This window comes from Faecalicatena faecalis, assembly GCF_012524165.2.
In the GTDB taxonomy this organism is placed as follows: Bacteria; Bacillota; Clostridia; order Lachnospirales; family Lachnospiraceae; genus Faecalicatena_A; species Faecalicatena_A faecalis.
In genome coordinates this window covers 1-25,484 of record NZ_JABACJ020000023.1, presented here as the reverse complement: position 1 = coordinate 25,484, position 25,484 = coordinate 1, and the positions used below count along the sequence as shown (strand labels likewise).

Genomic DNA, 25,484 nt, shown 5'->3' with positions numbered 1-25,484 from the left:
GCGGGTAAAGGATTGCGGAGGAAGCGAATGCCGACCTTGTAATGAGGACGGATAGGGGTTCAAAATTTGCCCCACCCGAAAGGGGAGCAGAATTCCGCATGGTGCTTAATTACGAGAGAGTTTATAGAATTTTTGAAAGGAGTAAGGCAAATGAACATGAAAATGTGTGCGACTTCTGACGTTGCAAAGGAATGGGACAGCATCGACTGGAACAAAGCGAATGCATACGTTAAAAAACTGCAAATGCGTATCGTAAAGGCTCATCAACAGGGCAGAACCGGCAAAGTAAAGTCTTTGCAATGGCTGCTTACACACTCTTTCTACGGACGTGCTTTAGCTGTAAAAAGAGTAACGAGTAATAAAGGCAAAAAGACAGCAGGTGTAGACAAAATCTTATGGTCTACTCCCAAACTGAAATATGAAGCAATTCTCAGTTTAAAACGAAGAGGCTACAAACCATTACCGTTAAAGAGGGTATATATCCCGAAAAAGAACGGAAAAATGAGGCCGCTCAGTATCCCATGTATGAAGGATAGAGCGATGCAGACATTGTACAAATTTGCACTGGAACCGATTGCGGAAGTCACTGCTGACCCTAACTCCTATGGATTTAGAGCAAAGAGATGTGTTCAGGATGCAATCGAACAGTGTTTTACCTGTCTGAATAAAGCAAAATCCCCTAAATGGGTGCTGGAAGGAGATATTAAAGGCTGTTTTGATAATATCAGTCACGAATGGATACTGAACCATATCCCAATGGACAGAGATATTCTGCGTAAATGGTTAAAGAGTGGGTACGTTGAGACCGGAAGATTATTTTCGACAGACCTCGGCAGCCCACAGGGTTCGGCTATTTCACCAACTATCTGCAACATGGTGTTGGATGGTCTGGAAATCCAGATTAGGAAGAAATACCACAAAACTAAAAGGGATGGAAAAGCATATTTTCCAAAAGTGAACTTTATACGTTATGCTGACGATTTCATCGTCACAGGCGAAAGCAGAGAGCTTTTGGAAGCAGGTGTTCTTCCGATTATCCGGGAATTTTTATCAGAGAGAGGGTTGGAACTGTCAGAAGAAAAGACAGTGATTACCCATATCGAAGATGGTTTTGATTTTCTCGGATGTAATATACGGTGGTATAAAGACAAGCTTCTTACAAAACCATCCAAAAAGAACTATAAAGCCATTGTGAATAAGATACGGGAGATTATAAAGCAAAATCCATCTATGAAGCAGGAAGACTTGATAAGAAAGTTAAATCCGGTCATCAGAGGTTGGGTAAATTTCCAAAAGTATAATGTCTCCTCGCAGGCGTTTGACAGATTTGATTTCGATGTATGGAGATGTCTGTGGAGATGGTGCAAACGCAGGCATCCGAAGAAAAGCCACAAATGGATAGCTAAGAAATATTTCAGGAGAGTCGGCACAAGGAACTGGACATTCAGTGTAAATATGGCAGACTCATTTGAATTACATCTGATATATGCTACTGACACTAAAATAGTAAGGTGGCTGAAAACAAAATCAGAAGCGACACCATTTGACGAGTGTTTCACAGAATATTTTGAGGACAGAGACACAAAGAGAATGCTTCGGGAAATCAATGGAAGAAAGAAATTAAATGCACTGTACAAAATGCAGAAAGGCATTTGTCCGCATTGTGGTGAACCTATCACAGTGGAACGGGGCTTCCGAATCCATACGGAAGTAGGAGCAGATTTTAAAGAAAAGAATGTTTTATTACATGCTGATTGCCATAGAGAACTTCATTACTCGAAAAATGTTGATGAACTGGTTCTGCTAACGCAGGGCTTATAAGTGCTTGAGCCGTGTGAGGGGAAACTCTCACGCACGGTTCTTAGAGGGGAAAGCGGTAGTAATACCGCTGACCTACTCGACCAGCTGATCGAGAATAAGCAGAAATTCATTTCTCAGATTATGACCAGTAAAGCACCTGTGCGAAGCTGTGAAGATGTGGACGAAGCGGCACTTTCCTATGCAGAGGTCAAGGCACTGGCAACCGGAAATCCGGCAGTAAAAGAGAAGATGGCATTAGATGTGGATGTGGCGAAATTAAAGCTTTTAAAAGCCAACCACATGAATAATCAGTACCGCTTGGAAGATGATATTGCAAGGAACTTTCCACAACAGATTGCAAAACTGACGGAGATCATAGACAGCTACAAGGCAGATATCGCTCATTATTCGGAGCATAAAATCACAGATACAGAACAGTTTGCTATGGAGATTGGTTGCAAAGTGTTCACAGAAAAGAAAGAGGCAGGAGCAGCACTTCTGGCGGTATGTAAAGATATAAAATCAGTAGATGCTGCGATGGATATCGGAAACTATCAGGGATTCAATATGAGGATTCAGTTTGATGGATGGAGTAAAGAATTTATACTATCCGTCAAACACGAGGCTGTCTCGAAAGTTCATCTTGGAGCAGATGCACTTGGAAATATTACCCGTATCAACAATCTGTTGGACAGTTATCCAGAGAAGCTTTCAGAAGCACAACAAAGACTGGAAACAGTGTATGAACAGCTGGCAAATGCGAAAGAAGAAGTGGGAAAGTCATTTCCAAAAGAAGAGGAGTTGAACCAGAAACTGGAGCGACTGTCAGAGCTAAATGCATTGCTCAATATGGATGAACGGGAAGATGCAGAAGCAGAGGTGTCTGAATCAGATGAGAAAGAAGAAAGACCGGCACGTGGTTCTATCCATGAAAAACTGCAGATTTATAAAGAAAAGAGTCAACGGGAAAGTGAAACTGGCAAGGAAACCAGAAAACGGGACTTCGGTTTGGAATAAGTAAACAGGAAAGATGGCATAATTTGGTAGAAGAAGGTTCTGCCGGTTATGCCATTTTTTAGAACACAGGAGGAATTTGAATGGCTAGAAATATGATAACAGGAAAAGAAACGCAGAAAATGCAGGAATATACGCAGGAACAGATAGACCGTGCAGAACACATGGAAATAGAGATTCCAGCGGATGTAAAGGAACAGATTTTTGAATATGCAAATCTGATTGGCGAGGAAGAGAAAGTAAGGACGTTGGTAAGAAATCTGACAGATGCAATCAATCAGGCAGATGAAGATAAAGTAGAGGAACTTCTGGATGATGCAAAAATGGATATTCAGGACTTACCAGATCCAACCATAGGCAAGCTGGAATTACGTGATTATGGATATACAGCAGAGGATATGGTACCGCTCAGAAAAGAAGCAGCTTTGGATTATCACAGAATGGGTTCTAAGATTTATTGCCTGGGCAGCGATGGCGGCAAGGGAGAGTATGCAAGTAAAGAAATGATACAGGCGCATGAAGGTCTGTTTGGCATGGAATTACAGATGTGGGAACGGATAAGGGATCAGAATCTGGATTATGCCGATGAAGATTTTGGAGCATTTCAGGAGCCTATGGGTGTCATTGACCAGGAAGAAGCATTGAAATTATACGATGCTGGAGCAGATATCTATCTGATCACTAATTTTTCATCACCGATGTATGTCACAGAACGCATGGAAATTGAACGAGGACCGGAGCATTATCAGATGTCCATGGCAGAACGGGAGCGTTTTCGTAACCTGGAATGGGAAATGCAGAAATATCCACAGATTCAATCTTTGAAAGAAGCAAACCTGTTGTTAGGAACAAGAAGGACATTTGGAATTTATCAGATCCGGGATGATTCACCGGGAGAAAACTATGCATTTATGAATATGAGTTTTATTGAAAGTCATGGTATGCAGATAAAAAAAGAAGATTATAAGCTGGTCTATGTTGGTGAATTATCAGGAAATATGTCACTGGATGATATTTTTGAAAAGTTCAACATTGACAGACCGGAAGACTTCCGTGGACATTCCCTGTCTGTCAGTGATATCGTAGTTCTGAATGACGGGGAAAAAGTAACCGCTCATTTTGTAGACAGTATCAGTTTTGAACAGCTGGATTCTTTCCTGAATCTGGAAGAACAGGTTCTTAGTGAACTGGCATATGAGGTAGGAGAACGTTACTTTGCTATTCAGATAACAGAAGAAGGATATGATTATTCCTTTTATGATGAAGATTTCCGCTTGATGGATGGTGGCGTTTATGAGAATGATGAAATTTCTATTGAAGAAGCGGCGGAAGAACTTTTGGAAGACGAAGACTGGACTGGAGAACGCATCCGTGGGGATTATGATCAGTTGATGGAAAAAGTAGAAGAAATGGATGAGATTGTAATGGCAGAGATTCAGAAAAGCCAGGGCGAATATAAACCACTGGCAAAGGTAGAGGAACTGGAAGAGGCAAATTACAACATGATTGATAACATCCTTAATAATATGCCACCGAAGAAAGAACCGTATCTGGAATATTTCGCCACAGAATGCGATGAGTTTCACGATATGGGGGCTTATGAAAAAAGTACCGATGTTAATCAGATAGCTGCAGTCTATGAAAAATATAGAGAGAATCCAGAAACTGCCTATCTTGGATGCTCAATGGGAATTATTTATCGTGATCCGGAAGACAGTTACTACGATGACGCTGAATTTGCAATTGTAAAAGGAAATACAGTACTTGGAAATCTGATGGACGATGTTCGATTTTATGGAGAATTTGCACTAGTAAGGGAAGGAATTGAGAAAATTCATGAAGCATTACCTGACTATAAGTACGTTCCGATGCGGGATGTTCGAGAAGCAATGTATCCAGAGAAGATGACCACAGAACAGTTAGCAGAGGCACTGGATGAGATTGCAGAAGCTTTTGATCCGTATGAGTATCGAGATAATGTGGAGACGGGAGAAAATACGGTACAGGAAGTAATGCTGGATTTGCGAAGCGGGAATATTCATTCCTATATTTCGTATCTGAAGGATATCGTAGACGAGGAATGCGATCATTCTGTGCGTGCAGGTGTATTGATGGAAAGACTGAAAGCCTATGAACCGGAACTTCCAAAAGATATGGAACCGATGGTGTATGTGAATTATTGTGAGAAAAGTGAGCTGGGGAATCCAAGATGCCAGAAGTTATCTGATTTGGATTCCAAAACCGTAGAACAGGACAAAGTCTGGTATGCTGAACGTGATCTAAACACCAACGAACCAAAAACGACAGCACAGATGTTTTTTACAGTATATTATGCTGAGAAGGGTGACAAGATGCTGCATCATTTTCAAGGTAAGATAGATATTGGCACCGGAAACGGCGGTATCATCAGTCAGTTAAAGATGCAGAATGAAATGAAATTGACAGATGAAAGCTGGATCAGTTATCAGCAAGGAAAAGGTAATGAAGAGTATCAGAAGTATATGGAAGATCTGACAGATATGCAGAATCATGTATTGCCGTATTTGCAGAGCTTTTGTAGTCTAGAAGAAAAAGGTGTGCAGGAGCGGAGAGAACAGCAGATTGCAGAAAAACAAGACGTTTTGACAGGAAGAGAAAGAGCAACCGCAGAGACGAAAGTGAAAAATACGAAGACTGCTGGGAAAGAGGCTTTGATTATGTGGACAGAAGATAAGAAGGTGGCTGCGAAAGCAAAGAAGCCTTCCATTCATGAAAGACTGGAAATCAATAAGAGGAAAATTCAAGAAAAACAGGGAAAAGATAAGCCGGAGAGAGGAGCTGATCGGGGCGTAATGTAAAGCCAACAAAAAGCATAAGGAGAGCACGAGGAATAAGGTGGAAAGAAAGTCAACGCAGAGATTGTGTATGCTCCAATGGTTGCTGAAGCATATGAGTATCAGTACAATGCGGATGCATTTGAAGCAAGAGGCGGTGCAGATATGAAGGTTGAAGCAGCGAAAGAAGTGCCAATGGTAAGGACAGATAAAGCCAGATAGTAATTTGGGCGTGGGAGTAATCCTGCGTCCTTTTTGTGTTTTAATACAGCCATTTTCCCTGACTGCTTTAGCTCCCTCCATGACATTGATATCAGTAGGATTGGGCATACCTTTTCAAATTAAATTATAGCATAAATCCGTCTGTTTCACAAGAGCTTCCAGTATTTCATAATCTGCGCATCCAGTATCCTATTGTAAAAACAGGGATTTGATTTTCCTAGCACCATGCCTTACAAGATTGTCCACTGGTTTGAAAATCATGAATTGTTGTGAATGCGTTGCGGAAAAAAGTGGGGTATATTATAATTATTTTAGATACGAGATTGCTTCAGATGCACAGTAGAAAGGTGTCATGTGTTGTATGATGCGTATCTTGCAGCAGGAAGAGCGAGGTATTCCGAAGAGATTGGAATAAGAAGAGAACTTGGAACTGAGAGTCCAAGAGAAAGCGAGGGCTTCATTACGTGAAACGAAACACCAGACAATTATGCATGAGGATTCTTGTTTTTGGGATTATTGCAGTAGCATATGCTTGCCGGTTTCTTGCTATGTATGACATTGGCGGAAGCAATCCAAGTTATGTACGTGCTGCATTATATCTGTTGTTGTTTGTCCTGTGGGGATATTCCCTGGATCAGCGTATCATTCAGAAGCCAGTATTGCATTGTCTGCGTCTGATGGCAGCCTTGATACTGATATGGATGATTTTTCGGACATTTAAATATGAGATCGTTACTAATCTGACGGTAGCGCGTTATCTGTGGTATCTGTATTACCTTCCCATGCTGTTTATTCCGCTCCTTGGGGTGTATGTTGCTATGTATATGGGGAAGCCTGAGTCTTACCGGCTGCCTGCGAAGAGTCAGATACTGGCAGTGATTCCTGCGCTGTTATTTCTGGCAGTGATTACAAATGACCTGCATCAACGGGTATTTGTCTTCAAAAGCGGGATTCCGGGAGTGCCTGATAACAAGGTATATTCTCATCGCCTGCTATATTTTGCGTGTCTGGGATGGATGGTTGTTTGCATGTTGTTTACCATCATTCATTTATTACGGCAAAGTCGTGTTCCGGAAATTGGCAGAAAGCGAATGATGCCATTTATCCTAGGCTGTGTCATGTTATTGTACGGATTGCTGTATCTGGTGGATTTCCCAAAGGTACGTTTTATGTTTGGCGATATGAATGCTATGTTTTGTCTGTTGTATGCATCGATTTATGAAAGCTGTATCCATTGCAGGATGATACAGTCCAATACTGGGTATGTCGGGTTATTTCAGGCAACGACACTGGTGTCCTGTATTGTTGACCAGAATGGTCGCGTGCTGCTCCGCTCTAAGACGGCAAGAGAGGACATGGTCTGTCCGCAGGATGGACAAACGATCATCAGTCCAGAGGGAATGCGTATTTCTTCAGCGCCAATCAAGATTGGTTATACTGTCTGGGGGGATAATATCCGTCAATTGACAGAACTTCGCAGCCACTTGAATGCCAATAAGGTCAAAATGGAAGAAAATAAAAAGAAACTGCACGATGCTTATTTGATAGAGAAGCAGTTACATGAGCTGGCTGAGAAGAATCGTATTTATGATGAGCTGGAAGCAAAGCATGGAAAACAGACCGACCGGATATGTGAATTACTTGCATTGTGTAAGGATGCTGATGCAGATGAACTACGGGCTTATATGAAGGAAATCATGCTGATTGGTACATATATTAAGCGAAGTGCGAATCTGTATTTCCTTGGCAAGGAATACGAGATGCTGCCACAACAGGAGATTCGTCTGACTTTTGATGAAGCTGTGCGTGCGTTAAATGCAGGAGGAACAGAATGTGGGGTAGCATATCTCACAACAAGGGCGATGCGTACATCAGAAGTCGCTCGTCTGCTGGAACTGGTGAAAGATGTAGTGGGAATGACGAGAGGTGGTTTACATTCGCTTTTTCTTTCTTTGTCCGATACGGAGATGAACCTTTCTGTGGAATGTGAGGGTGATCTTTTGGAGGTGGTATCCTCGAAAGTGACAGCCTGTATGGAGGAAGGGTTATGGCTTATTCGAACACAGATTGGAGGCGGGGACAATGGGTAAATGGAAAAAGCTCCGAGTGAATGCAATTAAAGAAAGCTTTGATCAGCTTCCGACAGCAGTATGCTTCTTTGACAATCTTGGAGGAATTGTGCTTTGCAATCGGCAGATGTATCGTCTGAGTCAATATCTGTTCCAAAGTGATATGCAATATCTTGGTGAGGTGAAGATTGCGCTTGCCTCACCACCGGATGGCGTGGTAAGGCTTTCGGATATGGAGGATACGTATCGTTTCCCGGATAAGACGGTATGGCAATTTGAATGGACGAAAGTAACAGACCGGTATGGAGAAGTCTATACCCAGCTTACAGCTGCTGATATTACAGAATTACATCGGGCACTGGTGCAGCTTGCAGATGATAATAGGAAGCTTGACGAAGATGCAAAGAAGCTTCGTGAACTTTCTGAAAATGTTGAGGCGGTTGCCAAGGAGAAGGAACTTTTGGCTGCAAAATCTGCGATGCACGATAGTCTGGCTGCCAGCATTACGGTAACAAAGCAGTATCTTGCCGGAGATCTAGGTGAGGTGGATGCAGGAATGGTGCTTCAGGAATGGGAAAAAAGTATTGCCTTTCGGGAAGCGGCTCTTTTGTCCGCAAAGGAAAAACTGTTTCACGATGCAAAGAGTAGTGGTGTGATGGTACAGATGAAGGGAGAAGAGCCTAAGGGAAGTGCGGCAGATTTGATGTATGTTGCGATGCAAGTCTGCCTGAATAATGCAATCCAGTATGCACAGGCAACGGAACTTGAGATAAATATTTGGAACAATGCAGATAATTATACGGTGATGATAGGGAATAATGGCAAGCAGCCGGAGCAAACGATTATGGAAGGCGGAGGTCTTACCAATTTGCGTCATCGGATAGAGGCAGCGGGAGGTACGATGAATGTACAGAGTTTGCCAAAGTTTTCTTTGATAATAGATATACCAAAGAATTAGCTCTTAGAAAGGGGATGAAGAGCTGTGAAAAAGATACTAATTGTTGAGGATCAGGCACTTGTCCGTATGTATTTGTGTTCTAGTGTGGAAAAAAGTGGTGAATGTGAAGTGGCAGGTGTATTAACGCGTGCAGATGCAGCACTTGCTCGATGTAGTGAGGGGCATATCGATTTGATTTTGATGGATATTTGCACGGAAAATGACTCCGATGGCCTGACAGCAGCAGAAGAAATCAAGAAGTTCTACCCTCGGATTAAAATTGTGATGGTCACCTCAATGTTAGAAGGACGCTTCTTAGACCGGGCAAGAAGAATAGGAGCGGACAGTTTCTGGTACAAGGATTCTCCTTCCAGTGATCTGATTGACGTGATCGAAGGTACCCTTCAGGGCAAGCAGTTTTGGCCAGACAGTGTGCCAACGGTACAGCTTGGAAATGTGCTTTCTTGTAATTTGTCGGATCAAGAGATGGAAACCCTGCGTTTGTTGTGTGAGGGCAAGACGAATGCAGAGATCGCAGCCAGTCTTCATGTGGCAGAATCATCTGTGCGGACGTATATTAACCGTATGCTGGAGAAGACCGGATATCCGAACCGCAATCGTCTGATGGTGGCAGCAGTCAGTAAGCGTCTGGTTGTGCCTGGTAATCAGTTTGATACAAAAAAATGAAGTAAACTACATATAATGACAAAAAGGCATTAACATAGGTTAGTGTCTTTTTTTGACGATTCAGAACATTTGCTACAGGGTAGTGCCTTGTCTAGCATGTGGAAATGTTGGAAAATTCTGTAAATTTTAGGCGCATTAATAAATTTGTCCACACTTTTGAGGACAGACAAAACCGTATTTCATTGCTAAAATAATACCAAGAAATAAGATGTCACACACACATCGGATATATCGCTAAAGAAAGGGGGATGTTCGATGCGAAAAATAGTGGTGGATATGCAGAATTTTCTGTTTGCCGACTCCGTAGCGACTGCCTTCAGAAGTTCGGACTATGATATTGATGTGATCCGTACAGAGTCTCCAAAAGATACCTTGGAATTATGTCAAGTGTACAAACCGTATGTGCTTATGATGGAAGTAACCAGTTATACTCCTTGGAAACTCAGTGAGAGGCTGAAGCTCCGGGATAAGGTAAAGGCAGTGTGTCCCGGTTGTAAAATTGCCCTTATCGTAGATTCTAATACTGAAAAACAGGTAGCAAAGGACATTCGGGATGCAAAGAAAAATGGCCTTATCGACCAGTTTTTCTACGGATCGATGACTGCCGAATATCTGATGGATCAGATTTATGCGATGTAAGAAGGCCAATTTATTTGAGGCAAGGAAAACGTATTTACAAGGAGAAAGAGGATATGAAACAGTTCCCGTTACGATTAGGTGTGATGTTACTGCTTGTCAGTTTCGTGTGTGGATGTGGACTGAAAACAAGGAAAACGAATTCAGATCCAGATGGCAGCAAGCATCAGAATGGTCAGCTTGTTACGATACCAGGTGATAATAAAATAGCAGATGACGATAAGGCAGAAGCGGAAGCATCGGAACTTTCGATATTGCAAAAGCAGATTGGGCAGAACAGTTGTGGAGCGGGAGTGGCTCTCCTGGGATATGTAGACAGTGAACTGAGTATGACAGATTTATCCATTTATCTGGAGGCAAATGCATTCATAGAGACCTATCCATTCTTGTCCGATGTGGCTTATTTTATGACAGAGGGTCAGGAACTGTATGCAATCGTACCGCCGAATGATAAGGGAAGGATTACGATATATGCTTCTGAAATAACAGAAGAAGGGGAATACATAGATGAGAAAAGCACCCCGTTGTTTCAAGGAAAGCCGGGAGAAGTTCTTGTACTACGCTGTAACTTCAGCGAGATTTATTCCAATGTACTGATTTCTGTTACGGATGGTGGTAGCGCTATGGAATTCCGCCCGTCGATTTCTTTGAAAGATGGGCATTTGACAGAGCTGGAAGGTGTTTATGATTTTACCGAATATGAGGATTTCTCAGATGGTCAATCGATAGAGATTGCGTTAGAAATCCTGCAGGAGATCGATGAGGTCAGGCAAGGACTGGAACAAGGCATGAGCCTTATGTATATAGGTGATACAGACGAGATCGATGGAGGATGTTGTATGCTGTTCGCACTGGGAACTGATAGTGACGAGCAGTTTGTACAGGAACAGCTTTATGGTGTCTGTGATAATCAGGTTTACGCTTATGATGTCATGGGGGATGCATGGAATATCATATATTAAAGTATTATTTTTTGTGATCTGCCGGTAGAAACCGGACAACATAGAGAGGATCATTTATTAGGAAAGGAGCAATTATTATGGGACTTATTAAAGCAGGTATGGGTGCTGTCGGTGGCACTCTCGCTGATCAATGGAAAGAGTTTTTTTACTGTGAATCTATGCCAAAGGAGGTACTTGTTACTAAAGGGCAGAAACGTGTTACGGGACGTTCTTCAAACACAAAAGGGAATGACAATATTATTTCAAACGGTTCAGGTATTGCCGTAGCAGATGGACAGTGTATGATCATCGTGGAACAGGGGAAGGTCGTAGAAGTCTGCGCTGAGCCAGGTGAATTCACTTACGACACATCAAGTGAACCATCTATTTTTGCGGGAAATCTTGGCGAAAGTATCAAAGAGACATTCAAGACTGTAGGAAAACGTTTTACTTATGGTGGAGATACTGGAAAAGACCAGAGAGTTTACTATTTCAATACAAAGGAAATTCTGGAGAACCGTTTTGGTACACCGAATCCGGTTCCATTCCGCGTAGTAGATTCGAAGATTGGACTTGATATTGATGTATCTATTCGTTGTTCTGGTGTATATTCTTACAAAATTGCCGATCCGCTGTTATTCTACTCCAATGTTTGCGGAAACGTAGAACAGGAATATTCACGTGAGGAATTAGACGCGACTCTTAAAACAGAGTTTATCTCCGCTTTGCAGCCTGCATTTGGACATTTGTCTGAATTGGAACTTCGCCCAAACCAGATCGTAACTCATAATACCGATCTTGAAAATGCAATGAATACTGCACTTTCAGAAAAATGGGGCGCACTTCGAGGATTACAGGTTGTAAGTATTGCACTTGGCTCTGTAACTCTTCCGGATGAAGATGCAGAACTCATTAAACAGGCACAGCGTACAGCAATTATGCGTGATCCTACTATGGCGGCAGCAACACTGGTTGGTGCACAGGCAGATGCAATGAAGACAGCAGCAGGCAATCAGGCTGGTGCTATGACTGGCTTCATGGGCATGGGTATGGCAATGAATCAAGGTGGCGGTATGAACGCACAGAATTTATTTGCTATGGGACAGCAACAGCAGGAGCAGCAGGCACAGCAAATGGCAGCGCAGCAGGCAGCACAGCAGCAGATGGCAGCGCAGCAGGCGGCTCAGGCAGCCCCGGCAGCAGATGGATGGAAATGTACTTGCGGTGCAGTGGTAAATGGAAACTTCTGTCCGAATTGTGGATCAAAGAAGCCAGAACCTCAGCCGGCGCCAGGTGCATGGAAGTGTAAATGTGGTGCTACAGCGACCGGAAAGTTCTGTCCAGAATGTGGATCACCGAAACCAGTAGAGGAAGATGGATGGACCTGTTCTTGTGGTACTGTAAATAAGGGTAAGTTCTGTCAGAATTGCGGTTCCAAGAAACCGGAAGGTGCACCGCTTTATCGTTGTGATAAATGTGGATGGGAACCGGAAGATCCAGCACACCCACCAAAATTCTGCCCAGAATGTGGCGACCTCTTTGACGAAAACGACAGACAGTAATTCGAGAGAGAGGAGGGAGTGTTATGTATAGACTACCATCAGAAAGAGAGGAGCATAAGGCCACAATCGGTGCTTTGATTTTAAGTATTATCATTATTATTGCCGGAATCGGTGGCATGATATATACGAAGAAAGTAAGCTGGGAGTATAAGAATTCCACCGATGTCCGAACAATTGATGCACTCGTTTACAATTGTGCTCAAACGAATGAAAAAGACGATAACGGAAATCGAAAAGAAGAATATAAGGTAAGCTTTACTTATGAAATCGATGGAACAACATATGACGATTTTAAAACTTACTCTGAGAAAAAAAGAGAAGGAGATACTGTGCGGATTGTAGTTTACCGGGATTCAAAGGGAAGATACAAATTGGAACCAGGGCCAACTCCGTTTTACTTTCTTGCATTTGCTGCAATGATTCCGCTAGGTCTCATTGGTTTTGTCGCACAAAGTAAAGATCTTATCAAGTATCACCGGGAAGAAAAAGAGGGGAGAAGATTGTAAGTATTGGAAGGGAGAGGGGAAATGATGAAAAAATATAGAAAATTATCGGTACTTCTGATTGCTGCTATGCTTGTTGGACTTTGTGCATGTGGCTCAAAGGATGACGGGAAAAAGGGAGACGGATATAAGAAAGAAGTAGATACTTATACGAAGGAAAAGGATGAAGCAAGTATCAGCTTTGAAATTGCCAAGGAGTTAGGCTATCAGGAAAAAACGTCAGATACAAGCAGTTTAACACTAGCAAATCAAGAAAATGATACGTCGATTGATATTGTATTGTTCCATGAGAATTCGAAAAGTTCTACAGTGGTACGTGAGGCTGAGGACTACGGAGAAGATCACAGTGGTTTCGAACATATCACGATTGGGGATTACAAAGGCTCTAAGGTATTTAGAAGCTGGGGAAAAGAGGATTCCATTCGTGAGTGTGAGATCCGATTAGTGCTTACGGAACCATCTGATAAAAATATGGTTTATGCAGTGAAAGTAAATTTCACAAAGGGTCTCGAGTGTGAAGATTTAGATGTGAAGGAATTTGTTGACAGTGAGGATTTTATGCATTTCCTGAGTTCTTTTAAGGTAACGTTAGAGGATTCCGAGGAAGAAACAAAGTAGTAAAAGAAAAGATAGGAAGGAGGGGGTTGCGTGAAGGTACTTTCAGATAAAGCACAAAATAAGGTGATATGTGTATTCTTACTGATTGGTTCGATTGGGCTTGTTGTATATGGAATTACTCATATTTTTTTCAGTATAGAATATAAACTATCTTCCGATGTTCGTCAGGTAACCGCCGTTGTAAAAGATTATCAGATAAGTGTTAAGACCGATGAAAAGGGCGATGAAGTTGTAAAGTATCACGCAATTCTGTCCTTTGAAGTGGATGGAAAAACTTATACAGGAAAAGATGTATTTTCCAGAGATATATCCCGGGGGGATGAAGTGACAGAGAAGGCTTACCGGGCTTTGAATGGAGAATACAAGCTTTACACAGGCGATATAGGTGATAACATTACCTCCGTTATGATGATCCCGGCGGGAATCATTATCTCCATATTCCTGATCTATGAAATATTTGGTAAGAGCAAAGAGAAGGAACAATAGGTCAACCAGATAGAATGATAGATGAGGAGGGATAAATATGGGATTGTCAGAGGCGATGCTGTTTGCGTTTGCAGCTACCATAATCTGTGCGTTTGCCATTGCTGAGAAAATCATTGACATAGACTTTGAACAGTTTATGCCAAAGAATTTGAAAAAAGCAAAAATGAAAAGAATTCTTGCAAAGCGTGAAACACCGTTGCAAGGGGCAAGGCTTCAGAAGGACATCAAGGATTCCTTTGAAAATGTATTACTTCCACTTGGAAAAGCAGATAAGGGTTATCTTCCAAAGAGAATGGATCTTACATTTCGCAGAAAGATGGTTCATCAGGTGGAACTGCTGGGAAAGCGTAAGCTTTGCCGAGATATCCAGGTGACGGACGTTGTACCACTTCCAAAAAATAATTTCAAAAGATGGAATGATGACGGACGGGAGTGGAGGGAGTCTATCCTGCAATGTAGTTCTTTGGAACGTCTTATTTCTCCTCAAGCTGGTAAGACAGTGCATCAGATCTATCGGAAAAACAGTTACCTTCGGATTCTTCAGTCAAGGCATATCCGTCATTCTGACCGTCAGGGTAAGAACAAGGAATTTTATTCCGATAAAGGGACGATCCTCTGTCCATCCTGTGGAGCTGAGGTGGAACTGAGCAGTCAGCAAGTCATCTGTCCATATTGTGGCGGTGTGATACAAAGTGAATTCTACGACTGGCAGACAGAGGCATTCGAAATTTATGAGAAAATGGGTGCGAACATGCAATATGGATTGTTATTGCTAGCTTACTCGGGCATCATGTTCCTGTGTCTGACCTTATGCCTTTACCTGATTAAAGACACGGATATTTCTCTTACCATAGGTGTAATTGCTACACTGCTTATACTTCTGGGAATTGCGAAAATTATCCAATCCAAGGAAGAAAAACAGGAAAAGCTGCCAAAGGAAATCGTAAGATACTCGGAAAATTATCTGAGATCCTGCATCAATGAGGCACTTTATAAAGATGTAAACAAGCCCGATCTGATGGATTATGGAATCGGATCGATCATACTTAAAAATGTTGTAAATACAGACAAAACAACAGAAATTACCGCTACGGCATATGGAAGTGAAACCTACCTGCCTGAGAGCGGAAAACCGTATACAAAGAAAACAAAAACGACACTCGTTTTGCAGAGGGCGAGATATCCAGAAAGAAGGAAGACGGACGGAGCATTTTTCAAGGAAAAAGATTGCCCATCCTGTGGAGCCAATTTCATACCAGATGAACACAATTGTTGTTCCTTCTGTGGTTATAGCTTCCAGGTAGACAATGCCAAATGGGTCGTGAAAGCAACAGGAGAATCATAAACGAGAAAAGAAGATAACCGGGATTCCGGTATTGGTTGAAAGGAGAATGAATTATGGCAAACAAATGTGCAATCTGTGGAGCAGAAATTAACTTAATCCAGACTCAGAAACTGGCAGATGGAAATTGCATTTGCCGAAAGAATTGTAGAAGTAAGGGTATGAAAGCATTTGACTATGTGCATGCAAATCTTCCAAGTGTTCAGTCACATTTGGAACAGGTAGAACGTGGAACAAAGCTTTGGGAGTACTTCTTTGAACCTCGTCTGAAAACAAAGAATAAGGCGCAGAAACTGAAACGATTCGGTGTGCATCTTTACGTAGCAGAGGATATCGGTTTGGTGGCATTTACCCAGGTGGATTATAAATTCTGGATATTCGGAAAGAGTACCAGAGCCTGTGTATATCGGATTGCAGATCTGCGTGCTTATGAATTCGAAAAAGAAGAAGTAAGAAATGGCGATAAGACAGAGAAAAAAGAAGTAGCACATCTTGCATTTATTAATACTCCGGGACTTTATGATGTATTGCTTCCGATGAATAATTGTCTGGATTTTGAAAAACTGAAAAAATATTTTGATAGTCTGTTTGGAATCCAGAAAACACTGGGCAATGCAATGAATAACTGGAAGAAACAGATGGATGCAGTGAAAGATATTTCTGTTGGATTCAATGCTGCGGTACGAGGAGATGCAGATATGGCAGAAAAGGCAGAGCAGGCAATGAACTCTTTGGATGCAGCAATCTATGGCGACCGTACAGAGTGGATCCGGAGAGCGGATGAAGCGCTTGCAGAATTTGACCGACAGGCTCAGTAAGAGAGGAGGGTTTTCATGGCAACCTTGCAGGAATATAAATGTCCTTGTTGTGGTGGCGCAATAGCATTTGACAGTACGATTCAGAAGATGAAGTGTCCATATTGTGACACCGAGTTCGAAATGGATGCACTGAAGGGGTATGACGACGAACTACAGGAAGAACAGACAGATAGTATGGAGTGGGAAACCAATGCCGGTGGAGAATGGCAGGAAGGTGAAACCGAAGGATTACGTACTTATGTATGTAAGTCTTGTGGAGGAGAGATTGTGGGAGATGCCAATATGGCAGCGACCTCTTGTCCATTCTGTGACAATCCGATTGTCATGATGGGACAGTTCTCAGGAGCATTAAAGCCGGATTTGGTAATACCGTTTAAGTTGGACAAAAAAGCGGCAAAAGAAGGATTGATGAAGCATTTAACCGGAAAGCGTCTTTTGCCGAAGATCTTCAAGGATCAGAATCATATTGATGAGATCAAAGGAGTCTATGTTCCATTCTGGCTTTTTGATACCGATGTAGATGCCAATGTGCGTTACCGGGCAACCAAGATCCGTGTATGGAGTGACAGTGATTACGATTATACGGAAACCAGCTACTTTATGGTACATAGAGGCGGTAACGTTGGCTTTGAAAATGTTCCCGTAGACGGTTCGTCTAAAATGGCGGATGATCTGATGGAATCCATTGAACCATACAACTGTGCGGAAGCAGTGGATTTCCAGACTGCTTACCTTGCCGGATATTTGGCAGATAAATATGATGTGACAGCGGAAGAGAGTATCGAACGGGCGAATGCACGTGTAAAGCGCTCGACTGAGGAGGCTTTTGCTGAAACCGTTCAGGGATATAACAGTGTCACAGCAGAAAATAGTAGTGTACAGTTTCATAATGGAAAAGCGAAGTATGCATTATATCCAGTATGGCTTTTGAATACGACATGGAATGGAAACAAATACACATTTGCAATGAATGGACAGACCGGAAAATTCGTCGGAGATCTGCCGGTAGATAAAGCAGCAGCAACTCGCTGGACTGCAATTCTAGCAGTAGCATTCACAGCAGTAACCTATGGTGCGGCGACACTTCTGCACTTTATTGGACTATTTTAGGGGGTGACGGAATGAAAAAGAAAATGAAAATGATATCGTTTTTACTTATCCTCATCCTTTGTCTTGGTATGACAATTCCGGCATATGCAGAGGATTCCGAAGGCTTTGCGGATGAATATTACCGGGTGCAGGATCAGGCCGATCTTATGACTGACAGCGAGGAAAGCGAATTGCTCGATGTCCTGGATGAAATCAGTATCCGACAGAAGATGGACGTAATCGTCATGACAACGGATACACTCGAAGGATTAACAGTTGAGGAATTTGCAGATGACATGTATGACTACTGCGAATATGGATATGGAGCGGATAAAGATGGTGTGCTGTTATTGATCAGTACAGAAGATAACGATGTTTATATATCAACCTGCGGTTATGGTATCACTGCTTTTACCGATGCGGGCATTAAGTATATTCCAAAACAGATGATGGATGATCTGAAATCGCAGGATTATTTTTCCGCATGTATGACATTTGCTGAACTTTGTGATGATTTTATTACACAGGCACGAAATGGAAGCCCGTATACAGCAAGGACACTTCCAAAAGATGCATTACCATTCTATTGGATCTTTATTTCCATTGGTGTTGGTGTGATTTTGGCATTCATTATTGTTGGAAGAATGAAGGCACAGTTGAAGACCGTTCGCTTCCAGGCGGCAGCAGGAAATTATGTGAAAGATGGAAGTATGAATGTCACAGAAAGCAGAGATTTGTTCTTGTACCATACGGTAACAAAGACTGCAAAAGAAAAGAGTTCTTCAGGCAGCAGCACCCACACATCATCTTCTGGTAGAACGCATGGTGGTGGAGGTACGAAATTCTAGGAAGGGGGTGACAGATGCTTTTGGTATGATTTCTAGTATCTGTTTTTGTTTGCTATGATATATTTTGCTCTGGGAAACCCGCTTTCTATGTATATGACACCAGAAGCAATGGGACGCGAGTGGTTTCAAACTGCGAATATATTCATGATGATGAATTTTGTCTGCAAGAACAACGGTAATAAGTTGTGTGATACCTGCAAGGATCAAATCTGCATGGAGCGTTTTTTCGTTTTGTGTTTTTCGTCCGGCAAGACATAAATGCTCTTTGAGGTGATTGATGTCACGTTCAACCGCAGTCCTGATTTTATAAGTATTTTCCCATTCTTCGGTACCTCGAAGGACACCCGGGTAAGCACGCAGATCCTTTTCTGGATATATGTGAATCATTCTTCCGCATGAGGATGTAGTACATGGAGATTCACACATGCATTTGCGATGGGTCTTTTGCGTGGATTTGTTATAGACATATTTCATTTTTAGTAACAAAAAATGCAGTATTTATGCGGCTTGTGGCGTTTCGCAAACGCCTAGATAATAAGTAATTGAAAGGAGAGAAGATTATGAGAAAAAAGTTGAATTTGTTATTTGGACTAGTGCTTATCATCAGTATGATAGTATTGACTGGTTGTGGAGGCTCCGGGAAATCAGGAGAAAAGAACCCGTATGAAGGGAAATGGGTAGCGGTGTCCGCTCAGATGATGGGAATGTCCGTCAGTATAGATGAAGTTTTCGGAGGAGATTTTGAATTTGAAGTGAAAAATGGCGGAAAAGTTTCCTTTTCAGCTGGAGACACTACAGGGAATGGAAAATGGTCTGTCGAAGATGATCAGTTTATCTTGAGCATCGAAGGAGAAGAAATGGTGGGAATCATCGGAAAAGATATTATTTCTTTTGATAATATGCTCGAGATGGGAGTAAAGGTGATTTTTGCAAAGGATGGAACGGATGCAATGGATCCGGCACTCTATCTGACAGAGGAGGAAAATGCAGTCATAGGTGAGTGGGCTGCAGAAAGTGTGGAAGAACTTTTAGGAGACGGACCTCAGACTTCTATGGAAGGAGTAGACAACATCAATGATGCACTGCGTCTTGATTTCAAAAGTGACCGTAATGTAACAGTTATTTATAAAGGGGAGGAGATTGGGACTTTCCCATGGTCAGTTGCACTGGGATATTGTTCGATTGAATCAGAAAATCCATCTCTTATAGTGATGATAAATGACGATGATACTTTGAAAGTAGACTACAGTGATGATGATGACTACTACACATTCCACTGTGTAAAAAGTGACAGTGAATAACTGAAAAGGATGTGGAAATCATGAAAGGAGGGAAGACGCCATGAAAAAGAAACTGTGGTGTGTGCTGTGTATCATGATATGTATGATGATGATAGCGGCATGTGGACAAAAAAAGAATCCGGAGAAGAAAAAATCGGAAAAAGCAGAGCAGGAAGAAACAGAATTTAAAGACAGAGAAAGTCTTAAATTAAGTTTATTTACAGTGTATTATCCAAAGGCATGGAACTACGATAAAGAGAATATGAAGAAAGATGAAGAATATTCTTACGTTAGATTTTTTGATGGAGATACAGCAGATGGATCCGAGAATGTTATTTCTATAGAAGCGACCAAGGAGGATTCATATACATATCGAAAGAGTTTAATTGCCTTTGGAGTGGATTTAGAGGCATATGCTGAAGGGAAAATGGACACTGTAACAATAGGAAATGCAGAATATACAGCAATGCCGGAAAGTAATTCCATAGAAAAAACGTATATGTATCGTTATGAACAGTCTGGCACATCCTATGATATCAGAGTAAAAGGACAGGAAATAGATGATTCTGACAAAGAATTGCTGGAAGGAATTGTGCTGAAATTAGAGGATGAAGGAAATAAAGACGCACCATGGCCATGGGAGGGAGAGCCTCTTGAACCTATATTGGCAGAGCAGATGGTAGGTTCTTATACAATCGTTCCGGAATATATCCCATTTAAAGAAGCACAGGGCGTTATGCAGATTATGGATCATCAGTTTGTAAAACAGGGCAATCAGGTATTCCATCTGCTGGAGAATAAACTGGATACTTATGAATATTCAGAAAGTGGACTTGAATTCGTTTCTTCGATGGAATTAGACGATGATTTTGAATATTTGTCTGGGGACAGCAGTGGAATGTTATATCTTTCACCGGGAATCGGAGATGTAATTGGCGTAAAAGATGGGAAAAAAGCACTTCAGACAACAGTAGACGGAGATCTGAATATGCATCCATCCGGAGAATGGGGAATCAGTTTCTGGGTGAACAGTGATACTCAGAAGATTGCGAATCAAGGCGGTAACCTGACGGCAGAACCGTGGATACTGACCGGATTAAATAACGATGAAGAACGCAAGGGACTGTTTTCCATGATAGATGACGTACAGATCACGAATAGTCATATTATGGTTGCCGGATCCATGGCTGCGGAAGATGAAGGCACAAAAATTGTTGTTTATGATTATGATGGTAATCAGCTTTTGAAATTAGGTGGAGAAGATATCAGTTCTCCGGACAAGCTCGGTTCCATTACGGGCATGGCGGAAACAGAAAATGGTTTTGTGGCTGCAGATGGAAATATGCGCGAAATACAATTTTGGGCAAAAGATGGAACGCACGTAGGTGCAATTTCTACAGAGGACATATTTGGTGTCAGTTATCCATGGCTGGAAGATATGCAGCTTTTAGATGACGGCTCTCTGTTAATTATGCTGACACAGGAACGAGACGATGGATCAGCAAATGAATTGATGTTTTTCAGATTGACAGGATTTTAATTGAAAAAATAAAAATCGCTTGCCGGCAGAAATTTATCTGCCGGCAAGTGATTTTTCTGTTTCCTGTTTCCAATATAAAGGTAGAATTTTATCACATCAGTGAATCAATTTTCATATTTATCGTATACAGATATATACAACATAAATGGCATAGAGGATCAACATCAGGATCCCCTCCTTTTTATCGAGTGCTTTTTTGGTCCATGCCATAATCCATACGATAACACTGAATACAAGCGGAACAGCTGGGAAGTGTATTGAAGGACGGGAGTTTATCATTGCACTTCCGGAAAGTTTTGTTGAGTACAAGGCAGATGATGTGGTAAGGCTTTTCACGGACAGCTTTCATAAAAGGTACGATGTGGAATGCAGTGCGGCACTTCACCATAACAAGAAAATGACCAATTACCATATTCATCTCGTATTCAGCGAACGGAAAATGCTGGAACATCCAGAAGTGAAAATTGCTACCAGAAATATGTTTTATGATGAGCAGGGCAAGCACAGACGCACGAAGAAAGAGATTTTAGATGAACAGGGAAATCTTCGGGCAGTATGCAGTATTATTTAGGTAATTGCGAAACTCGTTAGATTTATTTGTGTTTAGAACACAAAAAGAAAGAGCTTTACATTTGGGATATAACTTAAACATGGGGAGTGACTAATTTATACTTTGGGGCGCACTTAAATAAACCTCTGATTTAATTAAGCTGGTAAGCCTAAGCAATGAGTGGTTTCAAACTGCGAATATATTCATGATGATGAATTTTGTCTGCAAGAACAACGGTAATAAGTTGTGTGATACCTGCAAGGATCAAATCTGCATGGAGCGTTTTTTCGTTTTGTGTTTTTCGTCCGGCAAAGATGCAAATATTTGTTGATGCAGATGCCTGCCCTGTAGTTGCAATCATTGAAAAAATCGCAAAAGAAAATAGTGTTCCGGTAACGTTGTTGTGTGATACGAATCATGTTCTGTCATCAGCTTATAGCGAAGTTGTTGTTGTCGGTGCAGGAGCAGATGCAGTAGATTATAAACTGATCAGTATCTGCCATAAAGGAGATATTGTCGTATCACAGGACTACGGTGTAGCTGCAATGGCATTGGGAAAAGGTGCTTATGCTATTCATCAATCAGGTAAATGGTACACGAATGATAATATTGATCAGATGCTAATGGAACGTCACCTGAATAAAAAAGCCAGAAGAAGTTCCCGTAAATGTCATATCAAGGGACCGAAGAAGCGGACGGAGGAAGATGATGAAAGATTCGCTCAATCTTTTGAAAAAATGCTTTTGATGGCACGTGAGAAAGATGTCAGATGAGGAATTATAGATGCAGAGGAACAACAGAAGCTATAAAGACTTAAAACAAAAACAGAAGAGTGCAATAGCAGATAAAATATACAAAATGTACTTGAAGTTTTATCTTGAGAATCAGCGAATGCCGGTTGATGCTGAAGTGAATGATATATGCAAAAGGTTGTTTACAGCAGTTCAATCGCTTGCTCCTAAAACGGAATATGAAGAATTTTATAAAATTATGGAAAAGCGTGAAAAGAGTTATGAAGAACGTATCCTGAGAGACATTCAGAGTGGGATTACACTGGAAACACTTATGGCAAAAAAACATAAGAAAACGCCGGAAGAAAAAGCAGCTGTTGCGAAACAAAAGAAGCAGCAGAGGCGAGCAAGACGGAAAAAAGAAACAAGAGATAATCTGGCTAAAAAAGAAATCTTGCAAGATGACAGATTTTTCTTTATTGCTGGTTATACCTCCGGAGGTGCACCGTATGGTGTCACCCGGGAGGAAATGGGTCTGAAACCTTGGGAAGATTTGGAAGAGAATAATTGAGTTGTCAGTGCAATTTTTATTTATCTCTTGTGACTGAAACAGGTTCCCGTTTTGCCGGAAGTAAGTCAGAACTGATCTCTGGAGCATCGAGGAGTGCAGTGAAATTCTGCTGAATGATCTCCAGTGTATTCTGCTTTTTCTGTAATTCCTGTTTTTCCCGGACAGTAGCAGTCTGTTCACATTCAAGATTTTCAATTCGCTTCTGGATTTTATTAGAGCTTGGGATTTTGGTGACACCGAGATCCTGAAGCTCTTTTTTTAGTGAATCGTGGAGTTGGTATTCTGCCTGATGCTTACTGCGGTATGCTTTTGGATTTTTTGCAGATTTGCAATCTTCAATCACTTTACGGCAGAGCCGGTAAGAATCACAGTGTTTCTGAATGACTTTCTGTCTGCTCAGATTATTGTTGACTTGTGTTATTCTCTGATCAGCCGCTTTAACAGAAGCTTCAATGTCAGAAACATGCTGCTGGAAATCTTCATAATTCAGCAGGTTATTTTCGGAAAGATAGTTGAAGGTGCGGGCTGCCTCTTTTAGATTATTGAGCTTTGCCCATCGTTCAAATCCCTCTCGATTTCCAGTTGTGACATAAGTGGAGATATTGATATACAAGCGAGCTTCTCTGGACAGATGTCTTGGAGTTTTTACTTTGCTACGATTTTTAGCCAGACGGATGCGAACATTTTCTTCGGAATAATAGCTTCCGAGAGATTTCATATAAGTGAAGTTCTGCTGTTCCGGTGCACGGAATGACAGGTGCTTTCCTTGGCGGATTTCATATCCGGCTAACTGCATTTTCTGTAGAAATTCCTCATAGTTGATGGAAGACCAGATTGCCTTATCAACTGCAACACGTAGCTTGGCTTTCCAACTGGTGCCACGATGATATTCCATATTCTCTTTATAGCTTTTACCTTTTTCTCCGGTTGGCATACTGGTGGCAAGTCCGTTTTCATGGCAAATGCGATTACTGATCCGGCAGATTTTATGGTAGCTCCGCTTATTGGAAACATACTTGTGATGATCAACAAAGCTTGCAGCGTTGAAGATGATGTGGTTATGGATATGATTTTTGTCAACATGGGTACTGATCACATATTCATATTTTCCTTTCAGTACTTCGTCAGCAAATTGCTGCCCTAAGCGATGGGCATTTTCGGCATCAACTTCTCCAGGCTTAAATGACTGGATCAGATGAAATGCCAGGTTATCACCCTTGTCCATTCCATTCTTTTTTGCCATTTCTCTTGTCATAGAAAATTCAAGATCTGCAGTTTCCGAGGAACAGCCAAAACTGGAAACTAACAGTTTTTCATCTGTCTTATCTGGATTTGTAATATAGTCTAGAGCTTTCTTGTCTGTTACTTTAATGGGGAAGATTTTAAGATATGCCATATTTCTTTTACCATCTCTTTCAATTCTTGCATTTCTTCCGGATATAGATCTCCGGTGGTATTTACCTTTTTTGCAATCTGGTTGATATTTACACCAATCTTGTGCATTTCCTCATACTGTTTCTTCAGTGGAGTGGTATCTGTGTTGACGATGTAACCGTCGATTGCCATTTTGCGCAGATAAGCTCCCATGTTTTTTGTCTTTGATTCTATCATCTTCCTGCGGATTAACTTTCGTTCTTCTTCGGTGACATAGAAATGGATTTCTTTGTTTCTCTTTCTTTCAGCCATTGGCGGGTTCTCCTTTCTGAGAGGACAGTAGTATCGTTGCTTTCAGCGTTTTTTCAATTTAGGGCAGGGTTCACTAAATTGGGATTTCCCGGAAGTGTATCCTCACTTCCTGTCCTTGCTGTTATACCCTCTAATAGATAAATTCAGAGAGAAAAGAAAAATGCAAAAGAATTTGAGAAACTGAACAGGTAGTGCAGATCATGAAAATGTGGTATGATTATTGTCAAGATACGAGAACATCCAAGGGTGTGAATAGATTGTGGATAGAGAAGAAATCTTTGAATATGTAAAGAAGCAGTATGGAACAATACCGGAATATTTGTGGAGCAGTTCTCCAGATAGTGCAGTACTTCGCCACCAAAATGGAAAATGGTATGCGGTGATCATGAATGCCGAAAAATCCAAACTTGGTTTGAATGGAGACGGTACCGTGGAAATTATAGATGTTAAATGTGATCCGGAAATGACAGGAATGATTATCCAGACCTATGGTTTTCTGCCGGGCTATCACATGAATAAGCAGCATTGGATTACGATTTTGTTGGATGGAACAGTAGGGGAATCAAAGATATTGGATTTTCTGGATATGAGTTACGATTTGATTGATGGGAAAAAGTGATGATGACAAGGTGTTATTGCCCGAATAAATTAGCAATCTTATGCTACACTTGATTGTCTCTGAAATGACCATTATACTGTCAATGAAGTATAAAAAGAAAGGGTTCCAGAGACCCTCCCTGC

The 25,484-nt window shown here is 41.5% G+C and carries 24 protein-coding genes and 3 pseudogenes; 23 read left to right on the top strand and 4 right to left on the bottom strand.

The window, feature by feature from the left end; all coding sequences use genetic code 11:
* Positions 1-150: 150 nt before the first annotated feature.
* The 17 genes from ltrA (at position 151) to HGO97_RS18530 (ending at position 18,385) form a co-directional block, all read left to right on the top strand.
* Positions 151-1,821: a group II intron reverse transcriptase/maturase gene (gene ltrA / locus HGO97_RS18605; RefSeq protein ID WP_216244425.1), complete on the top strand. Its 1,671-nt coding sequence runs from the start codon at positions 151-153 to the stop codon at positions 1,819-1,821.
* A 120-nt stretch (positions 1,822-1,941) separates the two neighbouring features.
* Complete coding sequence (locus HGO97_RS18600) at positions 1,942-2,817, top strand: helicase (protein ID WP_246597585.1); 876 nt, start codon at positions 1,942-1,944, stop codon at positions 2,815-2,817.
* An 80-nt stretch (positions 2,818-2,897) separates the two neighbouring features.
* Complete coding sequence (locus HGO97_RS18595) at positions 2,898-5,651, top strand: YodL domain-containing protein (protein ID WP_216244423.1); 2,754 nt, start codon at positions 2,898-2,900, stop codon at positions 5,649-5,651.
* Positions 5,652-5,726: 75 nt separating this feature from the next.
* Positions 5,727-5,849 (top strand): hypothetical protein, encoded by a 123-nt coding sequence (locus HGO97_RS24085; RefSeq protein WP_281419978.1) that lies wholly within the window; start codon positions 5,727-5,729, stop codon positions 5,847-5,849.
* A gap of 491 nt (positions 5,850-6,340) precedes the next feature.
* On the top strand, positions 6,341-7,939 hold the full coding sequence (locus tag HGO97_RS18590) for a histidine kinase N-terminal 7TM domain-containing protein (protein ID WP_246597583.1): 1,599 nt from the start codon (positions 6,341-6,343) through the stop codon (positions 7,937-7,939).
* The gene (locus HGO97_RS18585; RefSeq protein WP_216244422.1) at positions 7,932-8,876 is read left to right on the top strand and encodes a PAS domain-containing sensor histidine kinase; all 945 of its coding nucleotides are present in this window, start codon (positions 7,932-7,934) and stop codon (positions 8,874-8,876) included. Before HGO97_RS18590 ends, HGO97_RS18585 begins: the two co-directional genes overlap by 8 nt.
* Before the next feature lie 24 nt (positions 8,877-8,900).
* Positions 8,901-9,542 carry a response regulator transcription factor gene (locus HGO97_RS24290; RefSeq protein ID WP_287840947.1) on the top strand — a complete coding sequence of 214 codons (642 nt, stop codon included), beginning with the start codon at positions 8,901-8,903 and terminating at the stop codon, positions 9,540-9,542.
* Positions 9,543-9,797: 255 nt separating this feature from the next.
* Positions 9,798-10,181, top strand: coding sequence for a hypothetical protein (locus HGO97_RS18575; protein ID WP_216244421.1), 384 nt, complete (start codon positions 9,798-9,800; stop codon positions 10,179-10,181).
* A 53-nt stretch (positions 10,182-10,234) separates the two neighbouring features.
* On the top strand, positions 10,235-11,140 hold the full coding sequence (locus tag HGO97_RS18570) for a hypothetical protein (RefSeq protein ID WP_216244420.1): 906 nt from the start codon (positions 10,235-10,237) through the stop codon (positions 11,138-11,140).
* Positions 11,141-11,217: 77 nt separating this feature from the next.
* A complete protein-coding gene (locus tag HGO97_RS18565) occupies positions 11,218-12,681 on the top strand; it encodes an SPFH domain-containing protein (protein WP_117891083.1) in 1,464 nt (487 codons plus the stop codon).
* Positions 12,682-12,704: 23 nt separating this feature from the next.
* Positions 12,705-13,187 carry a DUF3592 domain-containing protein gene (locus tag HGO97_RS18560; protein WP_117891084.1) on the top strand — a complete coding sequence of 161 codons (483 nt, stop codon included), beginning with the start codon at positions 12,705-12,707 and terminating at the stop codon, positions 13,185-13,187.
* A gap of 21 nt (positions 13,188-13,208) precedes the next feature.
* A complete protein-coding gene (locus HGO97_RS18555) occupies positions 13,209-13,802 on the top strand; it encodes a hypothetical protein (RefSeq protein WP_117891085.1) in 594 nt (197 codons plus the stop codon).
* A gap of 30 nt (positions 13,803-13,832) precedes the next feature.
* A complete protein-coding gene (locus tag HGO97_RS18550) occupies positions 13,833-14,288 on the top strand; it encodes a hypothetical protein (protein ID WP_117891086.1) in 456 nt (151 codons plus the stop codon).
* Positions 14,289-14,325: 37 nt separating this feature from the next.
* Positions 14,326-15,633, top strand: a complete 1,308-nt coding sequence (locus tag HGO97_RS18545; protein ID WP_117891087.1) for a zinc ribbon domain-containing protein — start codon at positions 14,326-14,328, stop codon at positions 15,631-15,633.
* Between the two features lie 53 nt (positions 15,634-15,686).
* The gene (locus HGO97_RS18540) at positions 15,687-16,448 is read left to right on the top strand and encodes a hypothetical protein (protein WP_216244419.1); all 762 of its coding nucleotides are present in this window, start codon (positions 15,687-15,689) and stop codon (positions 16,446-16,448) included.
* Between the two features lie 15 nt (positions 16,449-16,463).
* The gene (locus tag HGO97_RS18535; RefSeq protein ID WP_216244418.1) at positions 16,464-17,558 is read left to right on the top strand and encodes a hypothetical protein; all 1,095 of its coding nucleotides are present in this window, start codon (positions 16,464-16,466) and stop codon (positions 17,556-17,558) included.
* Positions 17,559-17,569: 11 nt separating this feature from the next.
* Positions 17,570-18,385: a TPM domain-containing protein gene (locus tag HGO97_RS18530; protein ID WP_117891090.1), complete on the top strand. Its 816-nt coding sequence runs from the start codon at positions 17,570-17,572 to the stop codon at positions 18,383-18,385.
* Between the two features lie 117 nt (positions 18,386-18,502).
* On the opposite strand, the pseudogene HGO97_RS24565 reads toward HGO97_RS18530, so the two are convergent.
* Positions 18,503-18,868 (bottom strand): annotated as a pseudogene (locus tag HGO97_RS24565) (ISNCY family transposase); the annotation flags it as partial.
* A 77-nt stretch (positions 18,869-18,945) separates the two neighbouring features.
* On the opposite strand from HGO97_RS24565, the gene HGO97_RS18520 reads away from it, so the two are divergent.
* The 3 genes and pseudogenes from HGO97_RS18520 to HGO97_RS18510 form a co-directional block, all read left to right on the top strand.
* Positions 18,946-19,686 (top strand): hypothetical protein, encoded by a 741-nt coding sequence (locus HGO97_RS18520; protein WP_216244416.1) that lies wholly within the window; start codon positions 18,946-18,948, stop codon positions 19,684-19,686.
* Between the two features lie 40 nt (positions 19,687-19,726).
* Positions 19,727-21,205, top strand: a complete 1,479-nt coding sequence (locus tag HGO97_RS18515) for an NHL repeat-containing protein (RefSeq protein ID WP_216244415.1) — start codon at positions 19,727-19,729, stop codon at positions 21,203-21,205.
* Between the two features lie 238 nt (positions 21,206-21,443).
* Positions 21,444-21,773, top strand: a pseudogene (locus HGO97_RS18510) (MobA/MobL family protein); the annotation flags it as partial.
* 151 nt (positions 21,774-21,924) lie between these two features.
* Here HGO97_RS18510 and HGO97_RS24455 read toward each other — a convergent pair.
* Positions 21,925-22,080: pseudogene (locus HGO97_RS24455) on the bottom strand (ISNCY family transposase); the annotation flags it as partial.
* Here HGO97_RS24455 and HGO97_RS18505 point away from each other — a divergent pair.
* Together HGO97_RS18505 and HGO97_RS23880 are read left to right on the top strand one after the other, a co-directional pair.
* Positions 22,070-22,528 (top strand): YaiI/YqxD family protein, encoded by a 459-nt coding sequence (locus HGO97_RS18505; RefSeq protein ID WP_216244438.1) that lies wholly within the window; start codon positions 22,070-22,072, stop codon positions 22,526-22,528. The pseudogene HGO97_RS24455 and the gene HGO97_RS18505 overlap by 11 nt on opposite strands.
* A 10-nt stretch (positions 22,529-22,538) precedes the next feature.
* The gene (locus tag HGO97_RS23880; protein WP_246597581.1) at positions 22,539-23,057 is read left to right on the top strand and encodes a hypothetical protein; all 519 of its coding nucleotides are present in this window, start codon (positions 22,539-22,541) and stop codon (positions 23,055-23,057) included.
* A gap of 16 nt (positions 23,058-23,073) precedes the next feature.
* Here the strand turns inward: HGO97_RS23880 and HGO97_RS18495 are convergent, their stop codons facing one another.
* Complete coding sequence (locus HGO97_RS18495) at positions 23,074-24,453, bottom strand: relaxase/mobilization nuclease domain-containing protein (protein WP_216244414.1); 1,380 nt, start codon at positions 24,451-24,453, stop codon at positions 23,074-23,076.
* Entirely contained in the window at positions 24,420-24,743 is a 324-nt protein-coding gene (locus tag HGO97_RS18490; RefSeq protein WP_117761217.1) for a MobC family plasmid mobilization relaxosome protein, read from the bottom strand. The genes HGO97_RS18495 and HGO97_RS18490 overlap by 34 nt, the downstream gene beginning before the upstream one ends.
* A gap of 259 nt (positions 24,744-25,002) precedes the next feature.
* On the opposite strand from HGO97_RS18490, the gene HGO97_RS18485 reads away from it, so the two are divergent.
* Positions 25,003-25,362, top strand: coding sequence for an MmcQ/YjbR family DNA-binding protein (locus HGO97_RS18485; RefSeq protein ID WP_004452794.1), 360 nt, complete (start codon positions 25,003-25,005; stop codon positions 25,360-25,362).
* Positions 25,363-25,484: the final 122 nt, after the last annotated feature.